Origin of the sequence: Glycomyces sp. MUSA5-2 (assembly GCF_037034145.1) — a bacterium.
Classification (GTDB): domain Bacteria; phylum Actinomycetota; class Actinomycetes; order Mycobacteriales; family Micromonosporaceae; genus Glycomyces; species Glycomyces artemisiae.
Genome location: NZ_JBAGKG010000001.1, coordinates 413562 through 435695 on the forward strand (window position 1 = coordinate 413562; position 22134 = coordinate 435695).

At 71.6% G+C, this 22134-nt stretch carries 21 protein-coding genes; 8 read left to right on the forward strand and 13 right to left on the reverse strand.

The annotated features are described in order from the left end of the window. Window positions 1-33 precede the first annotated feature (33 nt). The 7 genes from WA640_RS01980 to WA640_RS02010 all read left to right on the forward strand — a co-directional run bounded on the left by WA640_RS01980 (window position 34) and on the right by WA640_RS02010 (window position 8566). The gene (locus tag WA640_RS01980; RefSeq protein ID WP_335985832.1) at window positions 34-777 is read left to right on the forward strand and encodes a pyrimidine reductase family protein; all 744 of its coding nucleotides are present in this window, start codon (window positions 34-36) and stop codon (window positions 775-777) included. Further along, window positions 770-2482, forward strand: coding sequence for an ATP-binding protein (locus WA640_RS01985; RefSeq protein WP_335985833.1), 1713 nt, complete (start codon window positions 770-772; stop codon window positions 2480-2482). The genes WA640_RS01980 and WA640_RS01985 overlap by 8 nt, the downstream gene beginning before the upstream one ends. 41 nt (window positions 2483-2523) lie before the next feature. Next, window positions 2524-3678, forward strand: coding sequence for a metallophosphoesterase family protein (locus WA640_RS01990; protein WP_335985834.1), 1155 nt, complete (start codon window positions 2524-2526; stop codon window positions 3676-3678). After that, complete coding sequence (locus WA640_RS01995) at window positions 3678-6110, forward strand: SMC family ATPase (RefSeq protein WP_335985835.1); 2433 nt, start codon at window positions 3678-3680, stop codon at window positions 6108-6110. Before WA640_RS01990 ends, WA640_RS01995 begins: the two co-directional genes overlap by 1 nt. 86 nt (window positions 6111-6196) lie before the next feature. After that, window positions 6197-6976, forward strand: coding sequence for a carbonic anhydrase (locus tag WA640_RS02000; RefSeq protein ID WP_335985836.1), 780 nt, complete (start codon window positions 6197-6199; stop codon window positions 6974-6976). Between the two features lie 93 nt (window positions 6977-7069). Further along, window positions 7070-7984, forward strand: coding sequence for a hypothetical protein (locus WA640_RS02005; protein ID WP_335985837.1), 915 nt, complete (start codon window positions 7070-7072; stop codon window positions 7982-7984). Between the two features lie 36 nt (window positions 7985-8020). Beyond that, on the forward strand, window positions 8021-8566 hold the full coding sequence (locus WA640_RS02010; RefSeq protein WP_335985838.1) for an SRPBCC domain-containing protein: 546 nt from the start codon (window positions 8021-8023) through the stop codon (window positions 8564-8566). 7 nt (window positions 8567-8573) lie between these two features. On the opposite strand, the gene WA640_RS02015 is transcribed toward WA640_RS02010, so the two are convergent. From WA640_RS02015 to WA640_RS02040, 6 genes are all read right to left on the reverse strand, one after another. Continuing rightward, entirely contained in the window at window positions 8574-9272 is a 699-nt protein-coding gene (locus WA640_RS02015; protein ID WP_335985839.1) for a hypothetical protein, read from the reverse strand. A gap of 310 nt (window positions 9273-9582) precedes the next feature. Continuing rightward, entirely contained in the window at window positions 9583-10638 is a 1056-nt protein-coding gene (locus WA640_RS02020) for an HAAS signaling domain-containing protein (protein ID WP_335985840.1), read from the reverse strand. A 2-nt stretch (window positions 10639-10640) separates the two neighbouring features. Beyond that, on the reverse strand, window positions 10641-10970 hold the full coding sequence (locus WA640_RS02025) for a PadR family transcriptional regulator (protein ID WP_106362076.1): 330 nt from the start codon (window positions 10968-10970) through the stop codon (window positions 10641-10643). Window positions 10971-11073: 103 nt separating this feature from the next. Next, on the reverse strand, window positions 11074-12540 hold the full coding sequence (gene gltX, locus WA640_RS02030; RefSeq protein ID WP_335985841.1) for a glutamate--tRNA ligase: 1467 nt from the start codon (window positions 12538-12540) through the stop codon (window positions 11074-11076). Further along, entirely contained in the window at window positions 12533-13309 is a 777-nt protein-coding gene (locus tag WA640_RS02035; protein ID WP_106362074.1) for a fumarylacetoacetate hydrolase family protein, read from the reverse strand. The genes gltX and WA640_RS02035 overlap by 8 nt, the downstream gene beginning before the upstream one ends. 114 nt (window positions 13310-13423) lie before the next feature. Beyond that, on the reverse strand, window positions 13424-13765 hold the full coding sequence (locus WA640_RS02040; protein WP_106362073.1) for a hypothetical protein: 342 nt from the start codon (window positions 13763-13765) through the stop codon (window positions 13424-13426). A gap of 114 nt (window positions 13766-13879) precedes the next feature. Here WA640_RS02040 and WA640_RS02045 point away from each other — a divergent pair, with 114 nt between their 5' ends. Next, window positions 13880-15022 (forward strand): hypothetical protein, encoded by a 1143-nt coding sequence (locus WA640_RS02045; protein WP_335985842.1) that lies wholly within the window; start codon window positions 13880-13882, stop codon window positions 15020-15022. A 135-nt stretch (window positions 15023-15157) separates the two neighbouring features. Here the strand turns inward: WA640_RS02045 and cimA are convergent, their stop codons facing one another. The 7 genes from cimA to rimO form a co-directional block, all read right to left on the reverse strand. Beyond that, entirely contained in the window at window positions 15158-16696 is a 1539-nt protein-coding gene (gene cimA / locus WA640_RS02050) for a citramalate synthase (RefSeq protein WP_442904677.1), read from the reverse strand. Between the two features lie 347 nt (window positions 16697-17043). Beyond that, complete coding sequence (locus WA640_RS02055; RefSeq protein WP_335985844.1) at window positions 17044-17757, reverse strand: LPXTG cell wall anchor domain-containing protein; 714 nt, start codon at window positions 17755-17757, stop codon at window positions 17044-17046. Window positions 17758-17798: 41 nt separating this feature from the next. After that, on the reverse strand, window positions 17799-18590 hold the full coding sequence (gene pspM / locus WA640_RS02060) for a phage shock envelope stress response protein PspM (RefSeq protein ID WP_335985845.1): 792 nt from the start codon (window positions 18588-18590) through the stop codon (window positions 17799-17801). Between the two features lie 9 nt (window positions 18591-18599). Then, window positions 18600-19448 carry a PspA/IM30 family protein gene (locus WA640_RS02065; protein ID WP_106362069.1) on the reverse strand — a complete coding sequence of 283 codons (849 nt, stop codon included), beginning with the start codon at window positions 19446-19448 and terminating at the stop codon, window positions 18600-18602. A gap of 166 nt (window positions 19449-19614) precedes the next feature. After that, a complete protein-coding gene (locus WA640_RS02070; RefSeq protein WP_106362599.1) occupies window positions 19615-20031 on the reverse strand; it encodes a helix-turn-helix domain-containing protein in 417 nt (138 codons plus the stop codon). 55 nt (window positions 20032-20086) lie between these two features. Further along, window positions 20087-20665 (reverse strand): CDP-diacylglycerol--glycerol-3-phosphate 3-phosphatidyltransferase, encoded by a 579-nt coding sequence (pgsA, locus tag WA640_RS02075; RefSeq protein WP_335985848.1) that lies wholly within the window; start codon window positions 20663-20665, stop codon window positions 20087-20089. Next, window positions 20662-22134 carry a 30S ribosomal protein S12 methylthiotransferase RimO gene (gene rimO / locus WA640_RS02080; protein WP_335985849.1) on the reverse strand — a complete coding sequence of 491 codons (1473 nt, stop codon included), beginning with the start codon at window positions 22132-22134 and terminating at the stop codon, window positions 20662-20664. The genes pgsA and rimO overlap by 4 nt, the downstream gene beginning before the upstream one ends.

A 22134-nucleotide genomic window follows, 5' to 3' on the forward strand; every position in this document is an offset into this window, starting at 1 on the left:
GCCGCTGTCGGAGGGGTGGGCTAGGTTTCAGCGGTGGCAGACGTGCTGTACCGAAAACTCGATGAACTGACCGACGACGAGGTCTACGAGGCGTACGCGCCGCCCGGACCGGACTGGCTGCGGGTGAACTTCGTGTCCAGCGCCGACGGGGCGGCGACCCTGGAGGGCCTGTCGGGTCCCCTTTCGGGTGAAGAGGACAAGCGGGTGTTCAAGGTCCTGCGGGCGCGGTGCGACGTGCTCCTGGCGGGGTCGGGGACCGTGCGGGCCGAGGGGTACGGGCCGCTGGTGCTCTCGGAGGACCGGATGGCGTGGCGGCGGGCGCAGGGCCTGCCGGAGGTGCCGGTGATGGCGATCGCCTCGCGCACGGCGAGCCTGGACCCGGGGGCGGGGATCTTCACGCAGGCGCCGCGGCGGCCGATCCTGATCGTGCCCGCGGACCTGCCGGAGGCCGCGGTCGAGCCGTTCCGGGACGTCGCGGACGTGATCGCCGCGGGCACGGGCGAAGTCGACTTCACGGCGGCGGTGGCGGCGCTGCGCGAGCGGGGGCTGCGGCAGGTGCTGTGCGAGGGCGGGCCGCACGTGTTCGGGTCCTTGATCGCCGCGGGGCTCGCGGACGAGCTGGACCTGACGGTGTCGCCGCTGCTCGTCGGGGCGGGCCCGATGCGCGTCGCCGAGGGCGAGGCGGCTCCGGAGGCGGTGCCGCTGCGGCTGCGACACGTCCTCGAAGCCGGGGGCAACCTCATCCTGCGCTATCTGCGAGGATCGAGCGATGAGTGAATCGGTGGGCCGCGTGCTGGGCACGGAGGACGCGACGCCCCTGTCGTTCTGGGTCGGCGTCGGGCCGGAGGCGTACGCGCAGCTCGACGACGTGCTCACCACCGAGCGGCAGGTCCCGGGGGTCGGCACGGTCCGCATCTCCGGGGTGGTCACGTCGGTGCGCAGCCGCCACGAGGGCGCCCAGTTCGACTCCGACGTGTTCGACATCGCCGGGGGGCTGCTCCCGGCGCAGGTGCAGGAGGCCGCGGAGGTCACGGTGACCCGCGTCGAGCCGGAGGTGTTCGTGCCGCCGCGCCCGGGCGCCGAGGTGCAGCGGGCCTCCGGCGAGGACCGCGACCGGGCCCTGTACTTCGACGGCATGGCCCGCCAAGTGCCCCTTGGGTTCTCGCGCGACGGCCAGCCGGTGTACCTGAACCCGGACTTCCTCGACGGCACCCGCGGCGCGCACGTGTCGATCTCGGGCATCTCCGGCGTCGCCACGAAGACCTCGTTCGCGACGTGGATGCTGTACTCGCTGCTGCACTCCGGCGCGCTGGGCGCGGAGGCCGCGAACACGAAGGCGCTCATCTTCAACGTCAAGGGCGAGGACCTGCTGCTCCTCGACCACGACAACACGAAGATCGACGAGACGGTGCGCGACTCGTACCGGCGCCTGGGCATGGAGCCGGGCGCGTTCAAGTCCGTGGAGGTGCTCGCGCCGCCGCGCGAAGGGGACTCGAACGGGGTGCCCGACGTGGCGTGCCGGTCGACGGGCGTCGACGCGTTCTACTGGACGCTCGCCGAGTTCTGCCAGCTCAACCTGCTGCCGTTCGTGTTCGCCGACGGCGACGACGACCGCCAGCAGTACACGATGGTGGTCCACCAGGTCGCCGCGCGGCTGCGGAAGGAGGCCCGCCCCAAGGACAACGGCGCGATCAGCGTCGACGGGCGGCTCCTCACCTCGTACCGGGACCTCGTGGACCTGGTGTGCGAGCGGCTCGCCGACGACGAGACCCGCACCGAGTGGGCGGGTTCGGCGATCGGCCTGGGCACGGTGAACGCGTTCATCCGGCGGCTCATCGCCTCCGGGCGCGACATCGGCCGGCTCATCCGCGGCGACCTGCCGCCCCGCGGCGCGGCGTTGTCGTCCGACGCGCAGGTGACGGTGGTCGACCTGCACAACCTGCCCGACCGGGCGCAGCGGTTCGTCGTCGGCGTGGTGCTGCGCAGCGAGTTCGAGCGCAAGGAGAAGGCGGGCACGGCCCGGCCGCTCCAGTTCGTGGTCCTCGACGAGCTGAACAAGTACGCGCCGCGCGAAGGCACCAGCCCGATCAAGGACATCCTGCTCGACATCGCCGAGCGCGGCCGGTCCCTCGGGGTGATCCTCATCGGCGCCCAGCAGACCGCGTCCGAAGTGGAGCGGCGCATCGCGTCGAACTCGGCGATCCGCGTCGTCGGCCGCCTCGACGCGGCCGAGGCCACGCGGCCCGAGTACGGGTTCCTCACCCAGGCGCAGCGCATGCGCGTGCTCATGGCCAAGCCCGGCACCATGTTCGTGGCCCAGCCCGAACTCCCGGTCCCCCTCGTGGTGAACTTCCCGTTCCCCGCGTGGGCCACCCGCCCCGCCGAGGCCGGGTCCGCCCCGGCCGCCACCGCACGGTCGGTTACCGCCAAGGTCGACCCCTTCGACCTCGCCGGAGACGACGAAGACGACATTCCGTTCTAGCCAAATTTACGGCTCGCAAGCGTCGCCGAGAAGGGGTAGCAATGCGGATTCTCCACACGTCCGACTGGCATGTCGGCGTCACCTTGAAGGGCCGCCCGCGGCTCGACGAGCAGCGCGCGGTCTTCAAACAGCTCGTCGACGTCGCCAAAGCCGAGGACGTGGACCTCGTGATCGTCGCCGGGGACCTGTTCGACACCGCCTCGCCCTCCAGCGAGGCGCAGAAGCTCCTGACGGCAGCCCTGTCGGCCCTGCGCCGCACCGGCGCCGAAGTGGTCGTCGTCGCCGGGAACCACGACAACGGCAAGGCCCTCGACGCGCTGCGCGAATGGGCCCACGCCGCGGGAATCCACCTGCGCGGCAGCCTCGGCAAGGCCGCCGACCACCTCATCACCGGGGAGACGAAGGACGGCGAGCGGTGGAAGTGCGCGGCCCTGCCGTTCATCGCGCAGCGCCACGCCGTGCGCGCCGCCGAGCTGTTCGAGCTCGGCGCGGCCGGGGCCGAGGCGAACTACGCCGACCACCTGCGGCGCCTCGTCGCCGCGCTCACGCAGGACTTCGGCGCCGACACCGTCAACCTGTTCACCGGGCACCTCACGGTGGTCGGAGGGAAAGTGGGCGGCGGCGAGCGCGAGGTCCACACCGTGGCCGACTACGCCGTGCCCGCCGCGATCTTCCCGCCCACCACTTCCTATGCGGCCCTGGGGCACCTGCACCGGGCGCAGGCGATTGTCGGGCCGTGCCCGATCCGGTACTCCGGGGCGCCGATCGCGGTGGACTTCGGCGAGGAGGACCACACGCCGGGCGTCGCGATCGTCGAGGTCAGCGCCGGCATCCCCGCGAAGGTCCGCACCGTGCCGCTCACTGAGGCCGTGCCGCTCCAGACCGTGCGCGGGAACCTGGAGACCCTCGCGAAGACCGAAGTGGACGAACGGGCGTGGCTGCGCGTGTTCGTCACCGAGCCCGCCCGGGCCGGGCTCCGCGCCGAGGTCGCCGACCTGTTCCCCAGCGCGGTCCAGATCCACATCGACCCGGTCATGCGCCTGGAGCAGAAGACGCCGCGCGAGCGGCGGTCCGGGAGGAGCCCCGGCGAGCTGTTCGGCACGTACCTGACCGAGAACGGGCACGACGACCCGGCGGTCGCCAAGCTGTTCTCGGTCCTGTACGAGGACACCCAGACCGTCTCCGAGGAGGCCTGATGCGCCCGATCCGGCTGGACCTCAACGGTTTCGCGTCCTACACCGGCACCGAGACCTTCGACTTCACCGACGTCGACTTCTTCGCGCTCACCGGGCCCACCGGCGCCGGGAAGTCCACGGTGCTCGACGCGATCTGCTTCGCGCTGTACGGGCGCACGCCGCGGTGGCGGGTCAACACCACGCAGAACGCCCTCGCGCCGTCCGCAGTGGAGGGACGGGTGCGGCTCGTGTTCGCCGCCGCCGGGACGCACTACGTGGCGACCCGCATCCTGCGCCGCGACCGCAACGGCAAGGTCAAGACCACCACGGCCGCTTTGGAGCAGCTCCCCGACGGCGTGAACCCCGCCGACGACGAGTCGCTCGTGGAGGGCCTGGGCCGCGCGCTCGCGGGCAGCCCCAGCGAGGTCAGCAGCGCCGCCGAGCGCGTCATCGGCCTGCCGTTCGAGCAGTTCACCAAGTGCGTGCTCCTCCCCCAGGGCGAGTTCGCGGAGTTCCTCCACGCCTCCCCCGCCGACCGCCGCAAGATCCTGGAGAATCTCCTCGGGCACAGCGTGTACCGGCGGGTCCAGCAGCTCGCGGGCGCCAAGCGCGACGCCGCCACGACCGCGATGAAGACCCTCGAAGCGCAGCTCGCGCGCGTCCCCGCCGTCACCGACGCCGAACTGGCCGCCGCCGCCGAACGCGTCGAGCGGCTGGAGAAGCTCACCGAGCCCGTGCGCGACAAGGCGAACGCCCTCGACGGGCTCGCCGCGGCCGTGGACGCCGCCCGCAGGCGCCTCGCCGAAGCGGAGTCGAACCTCGCGTCGCTCACCTACATCAAGCGGCCCGAGGGCGTCGCCGACATCGCCGCGCAGGTCGCCGACGCCGCTGCCGCCGCCGCGGACAAGGCGTCCGAAGTGGAGACCACCGAGGCCGAGGACGAGCGCCTCCGCGGCGAACTCGACGGCCTCGACCTCGCCCTCATCGAACGCCAGCTCAAGGCCTGGGCCGAACTCGCCGAGACCCAGTCGAAGCTGAAGACCGGCCTGGAGCTGACCGAGGAGCTGCGCGACCAGTTCGCCGAGGCGAAGGAGCTGGAGGAGGCCGCCGGGGAAGAGGTCGAGATCCAGCACGCGTCCCTCCACAAGGTCCGGATGGCCGAGCTCGCCGGGACCCTCCGCGCCGGGCTCAGCGTCGGCGACGAGTGCCCCGTCTGCGACCGGCCCGTCGACACGGTGCCCGAGCACGACCTCTCCGAGTCCATGCAGCAGGCCGAGGAGGCCTCCCGCACCGCCACGATCGAGCACCGCGACGCTCAGGCCGCCGTTGTCGCGCTCCAGACGAAGCTGGAGAACTACGAGGAGCGCCTCACCGAGCTGCGCCTCGCCGAAGGGCGCCTGAAGAAGCGCCTCGAAGGCGTCGACGAACCGACTGCGCTGCAAGCGAAGCGCGCGTCCTCCGAGGAGGCCCGCCAGCAGCTCGCGGGCACCGGCGCGGCCCTCAAGGCCGCCCGGCGGGCCCTGCGCGAGGCCGAGAAGCGCAAGCAGGCCGCCGACGAGCGGCAGCAGCGCGCCTGGAAGGAGTTCCAGCACGCCCGCGACCAGGTCGCCGCGCTGGCCCCGCCCGCCGCCGGAGACGACCTGGCCGCGAGCTGGGACGCACTCGTCGGCTGGGCCGCGGCCTCGCTGGAACGGGCGGGGGCCGAGCGAGAGGCGGCCCGCACCGAGCTGACCGGGCTCGACGGCCGCGCCGCGACCCTCCGCGGGGAGCTGCGGCTCTCGTTGGGCGAGTTCGACATCGAAGTGCCGCGCACCGGCACCGGCGGCGACTACGTCGGCAGGCACGCCGCCGCCGTCGAGTCCGCGAAGGCCGCGTCCGCGCGGCTGCGGGACGCCCGCAACCAACGGATTGAACTGGACTCCGAGGTAAGCAGGTTCAGGGGCGAATCACTGGTTGCTGGTGAACTCGCTAGGCACCTGGAGGCGCGGCGGTTCATGGAGTGGCTCCTGTCGGAGGCCCTCGACGAGCTCGTGGCGGGCGCGACGGTGATGCTCAACCAGATCACCTCGGGCCAGTACGACCTCATCTACCGCGAGCAGGACTTCTGGGTCGTGGACCACCACGACGCCGACATGGCCCGCCCGGCGCGGAGCCTCTCGGGCGGCGAGACCTTCGCGGCCTCGCTGTCGCTGGCGCTCGCGCTGAGCGACCAGCTCGCGAGCCTCGCGCGCCACGGCGCGTGCCTGGAGTCGATCATCCTCGACGAGGGCTTCGGCACGCTCGACCCCGAGACCCTCGACGCCGTCGCGACCACGCTGGAGGCCCTGACGCTGTCCGCCGGGCGCACCGTGGGCCTGGTGACACACGTGCCCGAACTCGCCGAACGCGTGCCCGTGCGCTTCCGGATCACCAAGGACGCCAAGGGGTCCCACGTCGAGAAGAGCTGGACTTAGACGCGGGGCCGCCCCGGCGTATGCCGGGGAGCACATCGGAATCGTTCACCTCCTGTTCGCCCGCGCGGCAGGAGTATCCCTGAATCGTGAAATCTCTCAACGTTTCCGGCAATCGCCGCAAGCTGCTCACCGGCGCCGCGGCGATCGGCACCGGTTCCGCCCTCGTGCTCGCCCTCGACGCCTGCTCCACCGACACCGGCGGCGCCGCCGCCTCCGAGACCGCCTCCGCCGCAGCCGAAGTCCCGGACCTCAAGGACCTGGAGACGGCCGAGGAGATCTGGGACGCCCTCCTCGAAGGGAACCAGCGGTGGGCCGCCGGGGAGTCCGCCCACCCCGACGCCGACGCCGAGACCCGCCAGGAGCTCGTCGAAGGCCAGGCGCCGCGCGCCGCGGTCTTCACGTGCGTCGACTCCCGCGTCGCCCCCGAGCTGGTCTTCGACACCGGCGTCGGCGACATCATGGTCACCCGCACCGCCGCGAACACCTTCGACCCGCTCGTGTCCGAGTCCGTGTCCTACGGGCCCGCGGCCCTGGAGGCCCCGCTGCTCGTCGTCCTGGGCCACCAGAAGTGCGGGGCCGTCACCGCCGCCCACGACGCCCTCGCCGCCGCCGACGCGGGCGAGGAGGCCGAGGACCACGGCTACCACCTCCCCGAGATCGTGGAGGCCCTCACGCCCGCCTACGAGGCCGCGAAGGAGGAGTCCGGGGACCCCGTGGACGCGATGATCGCTGCGAACGTCGCCCTCACCGTGCAGGCGCTCAAGGAGCACCCGAACCTCGCCGAGCTCGTCGCCGACGGGGAGCTGACCGTGGTCGGCGCGGTGTACTCGCTGGAGACCGGCGTCGTCACCGAGATCGAGGTCTGAGCCCGCGGGGAGGGCCCCGGCCCTCCCTGCGCGCCGCGCGCGTCGACAATGGGAAGTAGGCTGGGCCGCAATCGACCTGAAAGCAGGTGCGCCTTGCAGATCACCGTCGACGCGTGGGACCCGTCCTTCGCCGACAACCCCGAGTCGCCCTCGCGCACCGGGGGCACCGTGCGCACCGAGATCGAGCTCGACCCCGAGGACTGGCGCCCCATCGACGCGCCCGCGAAGGGCCCGCGCCGCATCGTCGTGGTCGACGGCGTGCGCCGCATCGACGCCCGGGTCGAACTCCTCGAAGGCGGGGAGCGCTGGCCGGGCCTGTGCGTCTCCTGGGCCGCCGGGGCGGTGGCCTGCGACCTCGACGGGCACGTCTCCGCCGTCGCCGAGGCCGACGTGGAGCGCGGCCTGTTCGCGGCCGTCGACCCCGGCGCGGACTTCGGGCGGTACCCCTATCGCAAGGTCGAGTCCGCGGACCCCGGCGAGCTGATCTCCGCGGCGCAGCACGCGATGGCGGGGCTGGAAGCGAAGGTCGCCTCGATGGTGGCGATGGACGCCGAGCTCGCGGTCCTCGACGGGCCGCTGCGCGGGCGCGACCAGCTCTCGAACTCGGTGGGCTACATCAAGAGCCACTCCAGGTCCTACCTCAAGGGCGAGCAGAACGCCGTGGTCGAGCAGCTCGCCCCCGGCCAGCGCACCCCCGTGTTCCACCTGGTGTCGGGCTGGCCCCGCTACACGTGGTACCTGCGGCTGCCCGGGACGAGCTCCCGCGGCTGGTCGGGCGTGGCGCGCCTGGAAGCCTCGGACGACCTCACCGACGAGGCCGCGATCGCCCTCGCCGACGCGACCGCCGCGGCGCTCCCGCCGCTGGGGTCCGCGGCCCACAAGGACGCCCGCGCGCCGCAGAACCTGACGCCCATCGCGGGCCTGGAGCGGCGCCTGAAGCGGATGCTCGGCGACCCGCGGCTGCTGCTGCGCTCGGTGCGGGCGGCGTCGATGGAGACCGGCGGCTGAGGGAAGCGTTCGGGTCCTAGCGGTGTTCGGTCTGGCATGACCGACGCACCCGTGCACGGCACGGCGACCCTCTCGCGCGACCTGGACGCCCCTCCCGAGCGGGTGTGGGCCGCGTTCGCCGACTTCGCGCTCCGCGACCGCTGGTTCCGCATCCCGGGCAAGGACGGCACCCATGAGCTGGACTTCCGCGTGGGCGGCGGCGAGACCGCGACGGGCGTGTTCGCGGCCTCGGGGGCGCCGGAGCTGGTGGAGTGGCGGTCGCGGATCTTCGACCTGGAGGAGCCCCGGCGGATCGTCTTCGGGTACGAGCTGAGCGTGGAAGGCTTGCGCCGCAACGTGTCCCTGGTGACGGTGGCGCTCGCGCCCGAGGGCAGCGGCACGCGCCTGGACTACACCGAGCAGTACGTGCTCACGGCCCTGACCGGGGAGCCGGGCCAGGACGAGGCGCATCTGCGCGGGTCGCTCCAGTTCCTGCTCAACCGGCTCGAAGGGGCGCTGCGGGAGAGGCAGGAGGCCCCGGCGCGGCTGCGCCGGGACCTCCCTGGGTCAGCGAACTCCGGGTTCGCGTCGGATCGAGACTAAGGGACGGCTAGTACCAGCCGTTGGACTCGCTGTGCGACCATGCGCCGCACGGGCTGCCGTAGCGGCCCTCGATGTAGTCGAGGCCCCAGGCGATCTGGGTGGCCGGGTTGGTCTCCCAGTCGTCGCCGTTGGCGGCCATCTTGTCGCCCGGGAGCGCCTGCGGGATGCCGTAGGCGCCGGAGCCGGAGTTGTAGGCGGACTCGTCCCAACCGGACTCGCGGTTCCACAGGTCCACGAGGCACTGGAACTCGCCCATGTCCCACCCGGCGTCGAGCGTCATGGTGCAGCCGACGGCCTGGTTGCCGGAGTAGTCGGAGCACTCGGCCGAGATGTCGACGCTCGGCCCGGACGACGAGTCGTCCGAGGTCTCCTCTTCGGCGGCCGGCTCCTCTTCCTCGGGGACCTCCGCGGGGTCGGACTGCGCGGTCCCGGGGGCCGCTTCCGCCTTCTCGGGCAGGATGCTGTCCATGGACTCCACGTCGTCCCACTGGCGGTCGGCGGTGCCGGCGTCGGCGACGATCTGCTCGGCGAGCTGCTCCTCGGCGGTCGGGTCGTCGGTGGCGATGATCGCGGCGCTCGCGCTGCTCGCCGAGCCGACTGCGAGCAGTACGGCCGCCGAGGACACGAACACCCGGGTGCGCACCACGTGCCGGAGGCCGCCGGGGCGGCGCTCGTCGGAGCGGTGCTTGGCTCGGGTCGTCTTCATGCGGGTAAACATCGGGGGTAACCCTAAAAGGACCCGCAGCCGGTTCCGTACCGCTCGGTAACGGCGACATTACGGCACATTGCCGCCTGTACCGCAAGGGCTTCCGTGCCCGTCTCGCCCGATAGCGGGAGTATCGCGAACGCCGCCCCATTGGCCGGGAACCGCGGGCCGGCGACTCGGCCGAACGGGCCATTGACAGTGCCCGGGACGCTCCCTCTTTCTTCCACTTAGGTCCACGGAGAGCAATGTCACAGGAGGCAACGGACCGGCCCCGCCCTGGTGCGGGCGGGGCCGGTGTGGCGGGTGGTGGCTATTCGGTGGTCGGGTCGGCCTCGCTCGGGGTGGCCTCGGCCGTGGTCGGCTCATCGGACGCCGTCGGGTCGGGCTCGTCGCTCGGGGACTCCTGCGGGGTCTCCTCCGCGGTGTCGTCGTCGGTCGGGGACCCGCTCGGCCCGTCGGTGGGCTCCCATTCGTCGGACGGCGTGGCCTCACCCAGGGCCTCTTCCGGGGTCGGGCACAGCGGGTACAGGTAGCCGTGTTCGCCGTACGGGTCCGTGTACTGGTCCCCCGAATCGCACCGGTACGGGTCGCCGAGGAGCACCGGGTCGCCGTTCTGGTCGAAGAGGTAGAACCCGTCGATCGGCTCGCCGTTCTCGTCGTAGGCGCGGAGGTCCTCGATCTCCAGGGAGCCGTCGTCGTAGGAGTAGGACGCGGTCGGCACGTACCGGTCCGGCAGCCCGCCGGTGTAGATCCACGCGAACTGGTAGGCGGCCAGCATCATCAGGCCCGCGCCGAGCCAGGCGGTCCACAGCTGCGAGGTGCGGCCCCAGCGGGTCGAGGCGGTGCCGACCCGCAGGGAGATCCAGACGCCGAGGAGGACCGCCGCGAGCCCGAAGACCAGGCCCGGGAACGAGCCGAAGATCCAGAAGTCGGTGAAGCCGTACTGGACCGAGGAGAACCAGTAGAGCAGGAGCAGCGCGCCCACCGCGCCGCGCACGGCCCACCAGCCGGGCCTGACCTTCTCGCGGAACTCGGCGAAGTCCCCCATGCCCGCCGAACGGGTGGCCGCGTCGGCGGTCCTGGCGACGGCGGCGCGGGCCTCCGCGATCCTGTCGCGGCGCGGGGCGGCGGGCTCGGCGTCGCCTTCGACGACGACGGTCTCCCGGAGCTCCGCGGCGTACGCCGCCGGGGCGCCGAGGCGTCCGGCGAGCGTGGCGCCCGGTTCGAGGTCGGCGGCGACCTCGTTCAAGTGGGCTTCGAGGTCGGCGAGCAGGTCCTCGCGGACCGCGGGCGGCAGGTCGGCGAGGTGGCGGCGGACCTCCGCGAGGTAGGTCGCCGCCTCGGTGCCGCGGGGTGAGTCGGTCATCGTCAGCCTTTCTCGGGGGAGTCGAGGAGGGCGCGCATCTTGCCGCTGACGTCCTCCCATGCTTCGCGCATGGCGCGCAGGCGGGTGCGGCCGGTCGCGGTGAGCGCGTAGTACTTCCGGTGCGGTCCGGCGTCGCTGGGCATCACGTAGGTGGACAGGTGTCCGGCCTTGAACAGCCGCCGGAGCGTCCCGTACACCGTGGCGTCCCCGAGCTCCTCGAACCCGGCCTTGCGCAGGCGGTGGAGGATCTCGTAGCCGTACGCGTCCTCGTCGGCGAGGACGCGCAGCACGATGATGTCGAGCAGTCCTTTGAGCAGTTGCGATCGGTCCACGCATACGACAGTACCATGCATTGCACAGTAGTGCGCTAAGCGGAGTCCCTGGAGACGGAACCGGCCCCGCACTGGCGTGCGGGGCCGGTCCTCCTTGCGGCGCTTACAGAGTGGCGCGGGCGGCGCGCAGGCGCGCCATGCTCACGTCCTTGCCGAGCAGCTCCATGGACTCGTACAGCGGCGGCGAGACCGTCTTGCCGCTGATCGCCACGCGGACCGGTCCGAAGGCCTTGCGGGGCTTGAGGCCCATGCCGTCGACGAGCGCGGCCCGCAGGGCCTCCTCGATGCCCGCGGTGGTCCACTCGATGCCGTCGAGCGCGGCGATGGAGGCGTCGAGGACCTGCGCGGCGTCGTCCTTGAAGGTCTTCTTCGCGGAGTCCTCGTCGATCGCGACCTCAGTGCCGCAGAACAGGAAGCGGAGCATCTCCACGGCCTGCGCGAGCGTCGAGCAGCGCTCCTGGACGAGCGGCACGGCCACGTCGAGGACGTGCGCCTCAGCCGCGGTCGGGGCGTCCCCGATGAGCCCGGCGTCGCGCAGCCGCGGCAGCAGCAGGCGGGTCAGCTCCGCGGGGTCGGTCATGCGGAAGTGCTCGGCGCAGATCGCGTCGAACTTCTTCTCGTCGAACCGCGCCGGGTTGGACTTGACGTCGTGGAGGTCGAACGCCGACAGGAACTCCGCGACGGTGAACGTGTCGCGGTCGCCGGAGATGGACCAGCCGAGCGTCGCCACGTAGTTGAGGACGCCCTCGGGCAGGTACCCGGCCTCCTTGTACTGCAACAGGTTCGAGCGCGGGTCGCGCTTGGACATCTTCTTGCCGCGCTCGTCGACGATGAGCGGCAGGTGCGCGTACTCGGGCTCGGCGTCGGCCAGGCCCAGTTCGATGAGCGCGCGCCACATGACGATCTGGCGGGGCGTCGAGGGCATGAGGTCCTCGCCGCGGGTGACCATGTCGACCTTCATGAGCGCGTCGTCCACCGGGTTGGTGAGCGTGTACAGCGGCGAGCCGTCGGCGCGCGCGACCACGTAGTCGGGGACGGCGCCCGCGGGGGTGCGGACCTCGCCGCGCACCGCGTCCTGGAACACGATGTCCTCGTCGGGCATCCGCATGCGCAGCACCGGCTTGCGGCCCTCGGCGCGGAAGGCGGCCTTCTGCTCCTCGGTGAGGTCGCGGTCGAAGTTGTCGTAGCCGAGCTTCGGGTCGCGGCCGGCGGCCTTGTGCCGGGCCTCCACTTCCTCGTTGGTGGAGAACGCCTCGTAGGCGTAGCCGCCGTCGAGGAGGCGCTTGAGGACGTCGGCGTAGATGTCGAGGCGCTGCGACTGCCGGTACGGCGCGTAAGGGCCGCCGATGTCGGGCCCCTCGTCCCAGGTCATGCCCAGCCACGAGAGCGCTTCGAGGAGCTGCTCGTAGGACTCCTCGGTGTCGCGCGCCGCGTCGGTGTCCTCGATGCGGAACACGAACGAGCCGCCCTTCGCGCGGGCGTAGCCCCACGAGAACAGGCAGGTGCGCACCAGGCCGACGTGCGGGGTGCCGGTCGGGCTGGGGCAGAAGCGGGTGCGGGTGTTACTCACTGGCGATCACCTTGTTGGTCAGCGTGCCGATGCCGGCGACGGAAACGGAGACGGTCTCGCCGGCCTGGATCGGCCCGACGCCCGCGGGCGTCCCGGTGAGCACCACGTCCCCGGGGAGGAGGGTCATGATCTGCGAGACGTACGCGATGAGCGCGGGCACGTCGAAGATCATGTCCTTCGTCGAGCCGAGCTGGCGCACCTCGCCGTTGACCTCGCAGCGGACCTCCGCGTCGGCGACGTCGGCGTCGGTCTCGATCCACGGGCCCAGCGGGCAGAACGAGTCGAAGCCCTTGGCGCGCGTGAACTGCACGTCCTGCTTCTGGAGGTCGCGCGCGGTCACGTCGTTCGCGCACGTGTAGCCGTAGATCGAGGACTTCGCGGCCTCGCGGTCGAGGCCGCGGGCGCCGTGCAGGCCGATGACGACCGCGAGTTCGGCCTCGTGCTCGACCTGGTCGGACACGGCCGGGAGTCGGATCATCTCGCTCGGGCCAATGACCGAGGTCGAGGGCTTGAGGAAGATCAGCGGCTCCTTGGGGACCTCGTTGCCGAGTTCGGCGGCGTGCTCGGCGTAGTTGCGGCCGACGCACACGACCTTCGACGGGAGGATCGGGGCGAGCAGCCGCACGTCGTCGAGCGCCCAGCGTTGGCCGGTGAGCTTGATCTGCGCGAACGGGTGCCCCTCGATCTCCGCGGCGGTGGCCCCGGGCCCCTCCCCTTCGAGGACTGCGAACGACATGCCGGTGGGGTGAGCGATCCGCGCGATCCGCACAGTCGGCCCCTCTCTAAGACTGGTTCGAAACCTTGCGGGCCCAGCTTAGTTCGCGCGGCGGCTGCGGGCGCGGCGCTCCCGCGCGCCGGACTCGCCGGTCACGCTGGCGCCGCACTAGCGCAGGAGCAGGAAGAGGCCCGCGATGACGACGGTGCCGACGAGCGCGCCGACGACGATGCCCATGCCCATGCGGCGCACGCGGCCGAACATGCCGACGAAGAAGCCCAGGACGCACGTGAGCGGCGCCGCGACCAGCAGCGACAGCGAGGTCGCGCCGAGGCGCACCCGGAGGGTCTCGCTCAGGCCGCCGACGAGCACGAAGCCCAGGACGACGGCGAGGACCACGACGATCACCAGGCCCAGGAAGAACCCGGCGCCGAAACGGCGGCGTCCGTACACGGCCGAGTCCGCGGCGAGTGCAGCCGCGCGGGCGCGATCGGTCTTGTAGGAAGTCACACCTCAACTGTAGTACGACGGGGCAATCGGGCGGGTCACCGCATTCCTCCGCTGTCCCCTGACGCGCCGTCACGAATCCGCCGCGGGGCGCCGTCCGCGTGGAAGACTGCCGCAATGCGCCGTCTGATCACCATCTCAGCACTTTTTGCGGCCCTGCTGTTCGTGCAGGCCCCGGCCGGGGCGATCGACTCGAACCTGCCGCAGGCGACCGCCTCCTTCAACGACCAGGTCGTCAAGGTCGCCTACAACGGCGACACCGTCTACTCCGGCGGCCTGTTCACCCGGGCCAAGCAGACCGACGGGACCTACGCGGACCGCACGTACCTGGCCGCGGTGAACTCGCGGACCGGTGCGCTGCTGCCGTTCGCGCCGGTCCTCAACGGCACCGTCCACGAGGTGAAGACCGGCGGCGGGTACCTGTACGTCGCCGGGAAGTTCACCGAGGTCGACGGCACCGCGATGTCCCGGATCGCCAGGTTCAGCCTGTCCACCGGGAAGCTCGACACGGCGTGGCGGCCGAACCCGAGCGCCACGGTCTACTCGATCGAGCCCGTCGGGTCCACCGTGTACCTCGGCGGCACGTTCACGAAGGTGGGCTCGCTCGCGCAGCCGCGCCTCGCGGCCGTCGACGCGTCCACGGGCGCTCCCATCGCCGCGTTCAAGCCCGAGGTGTCCGAGGGCGGCGTGCGCGACGTCCAGTCCGGGCACGGCCGCCTCTACGTCGCGGGCGTGTTCTCGATGATCGGCGGCGACAAGAAGTACGGGAAGCTCGGCGCGGTCAACCCGGTCACGGGCGCGGTCGACACCGGCTTCTCCGCGAAGGTGTACGTCCTCACCCGCGAGGTCGTCGTCGCCGGGGACCGCGTGTACGCGGCGCTCGACGGGCGCGGCGGCGAGATCCGGGCGTTCACGACCACCGGCGAGACGCTCTGGTACCAGGCCGTGGACGGCGGGATGCAGACCGTCGCCGTGTGGGGGAACACCGTCATCGGCGGCGGCCACTTCGACGAGGCGTGCAACACCAACCACGCAGGTCCCTTGGGCCAGTGCGTGGACGGCATCAAGGCGCACCGCGGGAAGCTCCTCGCGGTCGACATGAACGGGAACCTGCTGCCGTGGAACCCGGGCGCGAACGGCGTCGTGGGCGCCTGGGACGCCACGGTCCACCCGTCGGGCGCGAACATGACCGTCGGCGGGTCGTTCACGACCTTCGGCGGCGGCACCATGGAGCAGAAGCGGATCGCGGTCTTCAACTGACGCAACGCAAGCGATAGGGGCCCGATCATCGATCGGGCCCCTTCCTTCGTTCGCCCTCCCGCACGGTCGGCGCGGGCCGGGCAAGGGGGACGGTCTCGTGGACCGTCCCCGGTCCGGGCGGCTCGTGGCCTGAAGTCAGCGGCGGTTCAGCCCGTAGGCGAGGCCGTCCGCGAGGGCGTTCCAGGACGCCTCGATGAGGTTGGGGGCGACGCCGACCGTGGTCCACTCGGCTTCGCCGTCGCTCATGGAGATGAGGACGCGGGTGACCGCGTCGGTGCCGGTGGACCCGGCGAGGATGCGGACCTTGAAGTCCGAGAGCGTCAGCTCGGCCAGGCGCGGGTGGCGGGCGGCCAGCGCGGAGCGCAGCGCGGCGTCGAGGGCGTTGACAGGGCCGTTCCCCTGCGCCGTGGAGATGACGCGCTCGCCTTCGACGTCGACGCGGACGGTGGCCTCGGCGACGGTGGCGCCGTTCGGGTCGTGGTCGACGATGACGCGGTACGTGTCGAGCGTGAAGGGCCGCGGCAGGCCGCCCTCCACTTCGTCGCGGACGAGCAGCTCGAAGGAGGCGTCGGCGGCCTCGAAGGACCAGCCTTTGGATTCGAGTTCCTTGACGCGCTTGGTGATGCGGTCGAGGGCGTCCTTGTCTCCGGCGAGGTCGATGCCGAGTTCGCGGCCCTTGAGCTCGACGGAGGCGCGGCCGGCCATCTCGGTGACCAGGATGCGCATGTCGTTGCCGACGAGCTCGGGCTCGATGTGGTTGTACAGGGCCGGGTCGGCTTTGATCGCGGAGGCGTGGATGCCCGCCTTGTGGGCGAACGCGGCGTGGCCGGTGTAGGGGGCGTGCTCGTCGGGGGTCATGTTGGCGATCTCGGCGATGGCGTGGGAGACGCGGGTGAGCTTCTCCAGGCCGCCGTCGGGGAGGACCTTGCGGCCGAGCTTGGTCTCCAGGTTCGCGATGACGGTGAAGAGGTTCGCGTTGCCGGGGCGCTCGCCGTAGCCGTTGGCGGTGCCCTGGACGTGCATGGCCCCGGCCTCGACGGCGGCGACGGTGTTGGCGACGGCGCAGCCGGTGTCGTTCTGGGCGTGCATGCCGAGGCGGATGCGCTCGGGCGGGAGGTCGGCGGCGAGGCGGGCGCGCAGGTCGGTGAAGGCCGCGGTGATGTCGGAGGGGATGGAGCCGCCGTTGGTGTCGCACAGGACGACCGCTTCGGCCCCGGCGTCGAGGGCGGTCTTGACGACGAGGGCGGCGTAGACGGGGTCGTGGCGGTAGCCGTCGAAGAAGTGCTCGCAGTCGATGAAGACCTGGCGGTCGTGCTCGCGTCCGGTGCGGACGGAGTCGGCGATCATCGCGAGGTTCTCTTCGGGCGTGGTCTTCAGGGCCTGCTCGACGTGGCGCATGTCGGACTTGGCGACGAGGCACAGGACGGGCGCGCGGGAGTCGAGGAGGGCCTGGAAGCCGGGGTCCTCGGCGGCGGTGGAGGCGGCGCGCCGGGTCATGCCGAAGGCGACCAGCCTGGCGTGCTTGAAGTTCAGCTCGTCCGCGGCGCGGGCGAAGAATTCGGTGTCCGAGGGGATCGCGCCGGGCCAGCCGCCCTCGATGTAGTCGACGCCGAGCTCGTCGAGGAGTTCGGCCACCGCGAGCTTGTCGGCGACGGAGTAGCGCAGGCCCTCCATCTGGGCGCCGTCGCGGAGCGTGGTGTCGAAGACGTGGAAGTCCCCGGCGCCGGTTTCCGCCTCGCCGGGTTGTGTAGCGGAGTCTGCTTGCGTCACTTGGTGCTCCAAGTCCTGTCTGCCGATGGGTCCTGTGCTGCGCGTCGGACCTGAACGTTCGTTTGCCCTGAACGAAAAAGACCCCCTGCGGGCGCAGGAGGTCTGGCGTTCGGCGATGGCATCACGGCCTCGCGGAACGCCCGCAGCTAATCATGAGCTGAAAAGTCACGAGAGGAAGTATGCCACCGGCGGACGGGGCCGCCCAGCATTTCCCGCATTGTGGGAATCACTGTGTCGTTGTGGACGATGCGCTACCAGTCCGAGCGGAAGGCGCGGCGGCGCTGCCACCAGAAGAGGAGCGCGGCGCCTCCGGCGAGGGCGACGGCGCCCGCGCCGAGGACGGCGCCGAGCCCGGCGCCGGTGGTAGGCAGCTGCGGCTGGGCCGCGGGCGGCGTGGTCGACGGGGCCTCCGACGAAGGCGTCTCTGAGGGCGTGGGCGAGGGCGTCTCGGGCGGGACGGCGGCGAACAGCCACTCCTGGAAGTGGCGGGAGGGGCTGGCGCCGTCGCCGAGCGCGACGGCGACGACCTCGGCGCCTTCGACGGCGTCGGCGTCGTGGGCGAGGCCGAGGTAGTAGCCGTCGGTGCCGATGAACCGGAAGTCCGCATTGGACGGCGCGTCGTCGAAGACGACGTTCCAGGCGTCGGCGCTCGCGCAGTCGGCGAGGAACACGGGCGCGGTCTCGCCGCCGCCGGAGACGTCCGCGGACAGGCACTTCCCGTCGCTCTCGCGGACGACCTGGTACTCGCCGAGGTCCTGGAGGGCCTCGACGGCGCGGAGCGTCCACAGGTCGCCGTCGGCAGTGAGGCGGACCGCGCCGTTCTGCTGGGCGAGCGTCAGGTCCGGGTGGTCCTTGAGGTACATGCGGACCGGTTCGTCGGGGACCGGGTCCGCGGCTTGGGCGGGCGCGGCAGGAAGCAGGGCGGCGGCAGCGGCGAGCGCGGTGGGAAGAATACGGGCTTTCACCCGGAGATTACACCAAATTAGACATATTCATGTACGCGGGCTCAGGCGCGCTGCTCGCCGATCCGGCCGCGGATCTCGCTCGCCGCGTCGCCCGCGGCGCGCAGCCGGTCGGCCGCGTCGGTGAGCATGTCGAGGGTCTCGTCCGCGCGGTGCGCGGTCAGCTCGTGCTGGAGGCCGATCGACCCGGCCAGGCACTCCCCTGCCGCGGTCACCATGTCCTCGTAGGCGGTCACGCCCGATTCGAGCCGCTCGACCATCCGGTCCAGGCCGTCCTGGAGGCCCGTGCGCTTCATCGACGGCGACACCGCGAGCGCCTGCTCGACGTCCTTGACGCTCAACGCGAGCTGGTACAGCTCGCGCCCGGCCTGCCCCGCCCCGGCGAGGATCGCCACGGCCTCCTCGTTGCCCTGCAAGCGGTTCGCCATCCGCTCGGCCGCAATGGACGCCTGCTCCAGGCGCTCGTAGGGCCGCAGCGCCCGGCTGCGCTTGAACTGGTCCCTGATGCGGCCCCGGCGGATCGCGTCGGCCGCTTCCCCGAACAGACCCTTCGCCTCGCTCGCGAGCTTCGCCGGGCCGTGCAGCTCCAGCGACGCCCGCTCCGACTCGGGCAGCGCCCGCGCCAGGCGCCGGTAGTCGAACCAGCGGACCACGGCCATCGCCGTGGAGAACCCCGCGATCGTCACCCAGATCCCGTCGGGCGCACCGAGACCCGCGTACGGGATGAAGAACGCACTGCCGGCGGCGGCGCCGCCGGCAGTGGTGGTCCAGGACTTGGCGGAGGCCAGGCGGGAGCGCAGGCGCTTGAACGCGCGCTTGCGTTCCTTGGCGTCCACCGGGCGTCCTTAGCTGTTGGTCTTGTCCGCCTCCGCGGTCCCCTCGTCGAGGGACGCGCGGATGTCGGCGAGGCGGGCGTTCGTGACCGACTCCTTCGACTCGATCTGCGCCTTCTCCTTGCCGCCCGAGAGCTGGTCGCCCTCAAGGGAGGCGCGGATCTGCTCCAGGCGCGAGGCCCCCGCCATGTCGCGGGTGGCGCGGTTCACTTCGAGGAGGCGGCCCTCGACCGAGTTCGAGGCGAGCTCGGCGCGGCCCATCGCGTTCGAGTACCGGCCCTCGATCTTGTCGCGGATCTCGTCGAAGTTCGGCACGTTCCCGGGCGCGGCGGTCTGCGACATCTGCTCCAGGGACGAGGCGATCGTCTCCTGCATCTTCGCCTGCTCCAGCTGGCCGAGCAGCTTCGTGCGCTCCTGGAGCTTCTGCTGGAGGATCATCTGGTTGTTCTCGACGGCCTTCTTCGCCTGATCGGCGGCCGTCAGCGCCTGGTCGTGCATCACCTTCATGTCCTCAAGGGACTGCTCGGTGGAGACCAGCTGCCCGGCGAGGATCTCGGCGGTCGACTCGAACTGCTGCGCCTTCGCCTCGTCGCCGTCGGCGCGGGCCTTGTCCGCCAGCACCAGCGCCTGGCGCGCCTGCGCCTGGAGCCGCTCCACCTCGGACATCGAGCGGTTCAGCTTCATCTCCAGCTGCCGCTGGTTCCCGATCACCGAGGCGGCCTGCCCCACCAGCGCCTGGTGCTGCTTCTGCGCCTCCTCGATCGCCTGCTGGATCTGGATCTTGGGGTCGGCGTACTCGTCGATCTTCGCACCGAAGAGCGCCATCATGTATTTCCAGCCCTTGACGAACGGATTGGCCATTATCGGGGTCCTTCCGGTGCTCACTTGGCGAAGCTTGCGAGCCATACATTTTGCAACTGCAACGCCGACTTGCCTCTAGTGTCGGACATCGGCGCCACTCTTGCGGGACAGGGGTGACGCCTCCATCGCAAAACTACATCATCGGGTACGGCGTTCAGGTACGCAGTCAGGCGGCCGCGCGGACCACCGAATCGGACACCTCGCCACGGCGGTGGCGGGACCGGACCTGCGCGATGGCGGCGGCCGGACGGCGGCGCCGCGACTCCTCCGCGGCGGCGGCCTGCTCCCGCGACGGCAGCAGCACCGGCACCTGCCTGGCCTGCGGGTGCTGCGGGGCCTCGTCGCCGCGCTCGTGCGCCGCGACCTCCCGCGACACCTCCGCGAGCACCTCCGACAGGCGCACCTGGAGCGCCCCGCACACGGACGCCAGCAGCTCGCTCGACGGCTCCTTGTGGCCCCGTTCGATCTCCGAGAGGTAGCCCAAGCTCACATTCGCCTGCTTCGACACGTCACGCAGCGTCCGCTTCTGGGCGCGGCGACGACGACGCAGGGTCTCTCCCAGCAGTTCCCTCAACAACACCATAGGGTTCTCCTCCACGCCGCGGTCGCTCATATGAGCCTAAACGGGTCCTGCAAGCCTAGCTCGACCGGTTCGGCTCGCTCTCCCTAGATTTGAATGCTTTCCAGAGGTAATCCATTCCCGTCAGGACCGTGAGGATCGCCGCCGCGTACATCAGCCACAGCCCCGCCGCGTCCAGCGGCGCCGGCCACGGGAACAGCATCCACGACACCGCCGTGATCTGGAGGACCGTCTTCAGCTTCCCGCCGCGGTCCGCCGCCACCACCGTGCGGTTGCGGATCGTCATGCGCCACACCGTGATCCCCAGCTCGCGCACCAGGATCACCACCGTCACCCACCACGGCAGGGCGTCGTAGTAGCTCAGCAGCACCAGGGCCGTCCCGATCAGCGCCTTGTCCGCGATCGGGTCCGCCAGCTTGCCGAAATCGGTCACCAGGCCGCGCGAGCGCGCCAGCCACCCGTCCACGAAGTCCGTCGCCGAGATGAACACGAACAGCAGGCAGGCCGCGACCCGCCACCCCGTGTGCTCCATCCCCGACAGGACCACGAACACCGCGAACACCGGCACCAGGAAGATCCGGGCCACGGTCACCACGTTCGCGATGTTCCACGGCGACACCGGGGGGTCGGCGGTCACCAGGCCTCCTCGACGAGTTCCGCCACCAGGTCCACGCCGTGCGAGTCCACGACCTTCGCGGTCACGAAGTCGCCGGGCTCCAGGCCCTCGACCTCGCCGACCAGGGCGACCGTGCCGTCGACCTCCGGCGCCTGGTGGGCGCCGCGGCCGTCCACGCCGTCGTCCTCCACGGACTCGACGAGCACCGTCATCGTCTCCCCGACGCGCTCGGCGGCGCGCTGGCTCACCAGCTCGTCGACGAGCATCGCGACGCGGGTGTGGCGGTCCTGGACCTCGTCCTCGGGGACGTGGCCGTCGAGGTCGACCGCCTCGGTGCCGTCCTCGTCGGAGTACGCGAACACGCCCGTGGAGTCGAGGCGGGCCGCTTCGAGGAAGCCCATGAGCTCCTCCACGTCCTCCTCGGTCTCGCCGGGGAAGCCGACGATCACGTTCGTGCGGGCGCCCGCGAGCGGGGACACCGCGCGGATCTGGTCGAGCAGCGCCAGGAAGTTCTCGGTCGAGCCGAAGCGGCGCATGCGCCGCAGGACCTTCGCCGAGGAGTGCTGGAACGACAGGTCGAAGTAGGGGACCACTTTCTCCGTGCGGTGCATCGCCTCGATGAGGCTCGGGCGCAGCTCCGCGGGCTGGAGGTACGACAGGCGGATCCACTCGATGCCGTCGATCGCGGCCATGCCTTCGAGGAGGTGCTCCAGGGCCTGCGTGTCGGGCAGGTCCTTGCCGTACGAGGTGGTGTTCTCCGAGACGAGGTTGAGCTCCTTGACGCCTTCGGAGGCGAGCCATGCGGCCTCGGCGAGGATCTCCTCGGGCGTGCGGGACACGAACGAGCCGCGGAACGTGGGGATCGCGCAGAACGTGCAGCGCCGGTCGCACCCGGACGCGAGCTTCAGGTTCGCGACGGGGCCGTCGGTGAGGCGCTTGCGGACCACCGCGAGGTGCTGCGGGGCGCCCGCGGCGAGCGCGGCGCCGTCGGCCTGCGCGGCGCGCGAGTGGCCGGGCACGACCGCTGCCGCGGCCTGGCGGGCGGCCGGGGCGAGCGGCAGGAGCTTGCGGCGGTCGCCGGGCTGGTGCGACTCGATGGTGCGGCCCGCGAGGATGTCGTCGAGGCGCGCGGCCATGTCCGGGTAGTGGTCGAAGCCGAGGACGGCGTCCGCTTCCGGGAGGCTCTCGGCGAGCTCGCGGCCGTACCGCTCCGCCATGCAGCCGGTCGCCACGACCTTGGCGCCGGTGTTCGAGGCCTCCAGCAGCACGTCGATGGACTCGGTCTTGGCCTGCTCGATGAACCCGCAGGTGTTGACCATGACCACGTCGGCGTTCTCGCCGTCGTCGCTGATGCGCCAGCCGCCGGCGGCCAGGCGCGCGGCGAGCTCCTCGGAGTCGGTCTCGTTGCGGGCGCAGCCGAGCGTCAGGAGCGCGACGCTCTTGCCTGCGGCGCGGGAGTTCGAATCGGCGGTCGAATGAGCTGATGACAC

What these genes read in the sequence shown, in the direction of transcription:
- WA640_RS02020 (WP_335985840.1), bottom strand. Translation starts at nt 10,638, where the DNA reads ATGACCGACTCACCCCGCGGCACCGAGGCGGCGACCTACCTCGCGGAG.
- WA640_RS02010 (WP_335985838.1), top strand. Translation starts at nt 8,021, where the DNA reads ATGACCGACGCACCCGTGCACGGCACGGCGACCCTCTCGCGCGACCTG.
- cimA (WP_442904677.1), bottom strand. Translation starts at nt 16,696, where the DNA reads ATGGAGGGCCTGCGCTACTCCGTCGCCGACAAGCTCGCGGTGGCCGAA.
- WA640_RS02015 (WP_335985839.1), bottom strand. Translation starts at nt 9,272, where the DNA reads ATGAAGACGACCCGAGCCAAGCACCGCTCCGACGAGCGCCGCCCCGGC.
- WA640_RS01985 (WP_335985833.1), top strand. Translation starts at nt 770, where the DNA reads ATGAGTGAATCGGTGGGCCGCGTGCTGGGCACGGAGGACGCGACGCCC.
- WA640_RS02070 (WP_106362599.1), bottom strand. Translation starts at nt 20,031, where the DNA reads ATGGTGTTGTTGAGGGAACTGCTGGGAGAGACCCTGCGTCGTCGTCGC.
- WA640_RS02045 (WP_335985842.1), top strand. Translation starts at nt 13,880, where the DNA reads ATGCGCCGTCTGATCACCATCTCAGCACTTTTTGCGGCCCTGCTGTTC.
- WA640_RS01990 (WP_335985834.1), top strand. Translation starts at nt 2,524, where the DNA reads ATGCGGATTCTCCACACGTCCGACTGGCATGTCGGCGTCACCTTGAAG.
- WA640_RS02065 (WP_106362069.1), bottom strand. Translation starts at nt 19,448, where the DNA reads ATGGCCAATCCGTTCGTCAAGGGCTGGAAATACATGATGGCGCTCTTC.
- WA640_RS01995 (WP_335985835.1), top strand. Translation starts at nt 3,678, where the DNA reads ATGCGCCCGATCCGGCTGGACCTCAACGGTTTCGCGTCCTACACCGGC.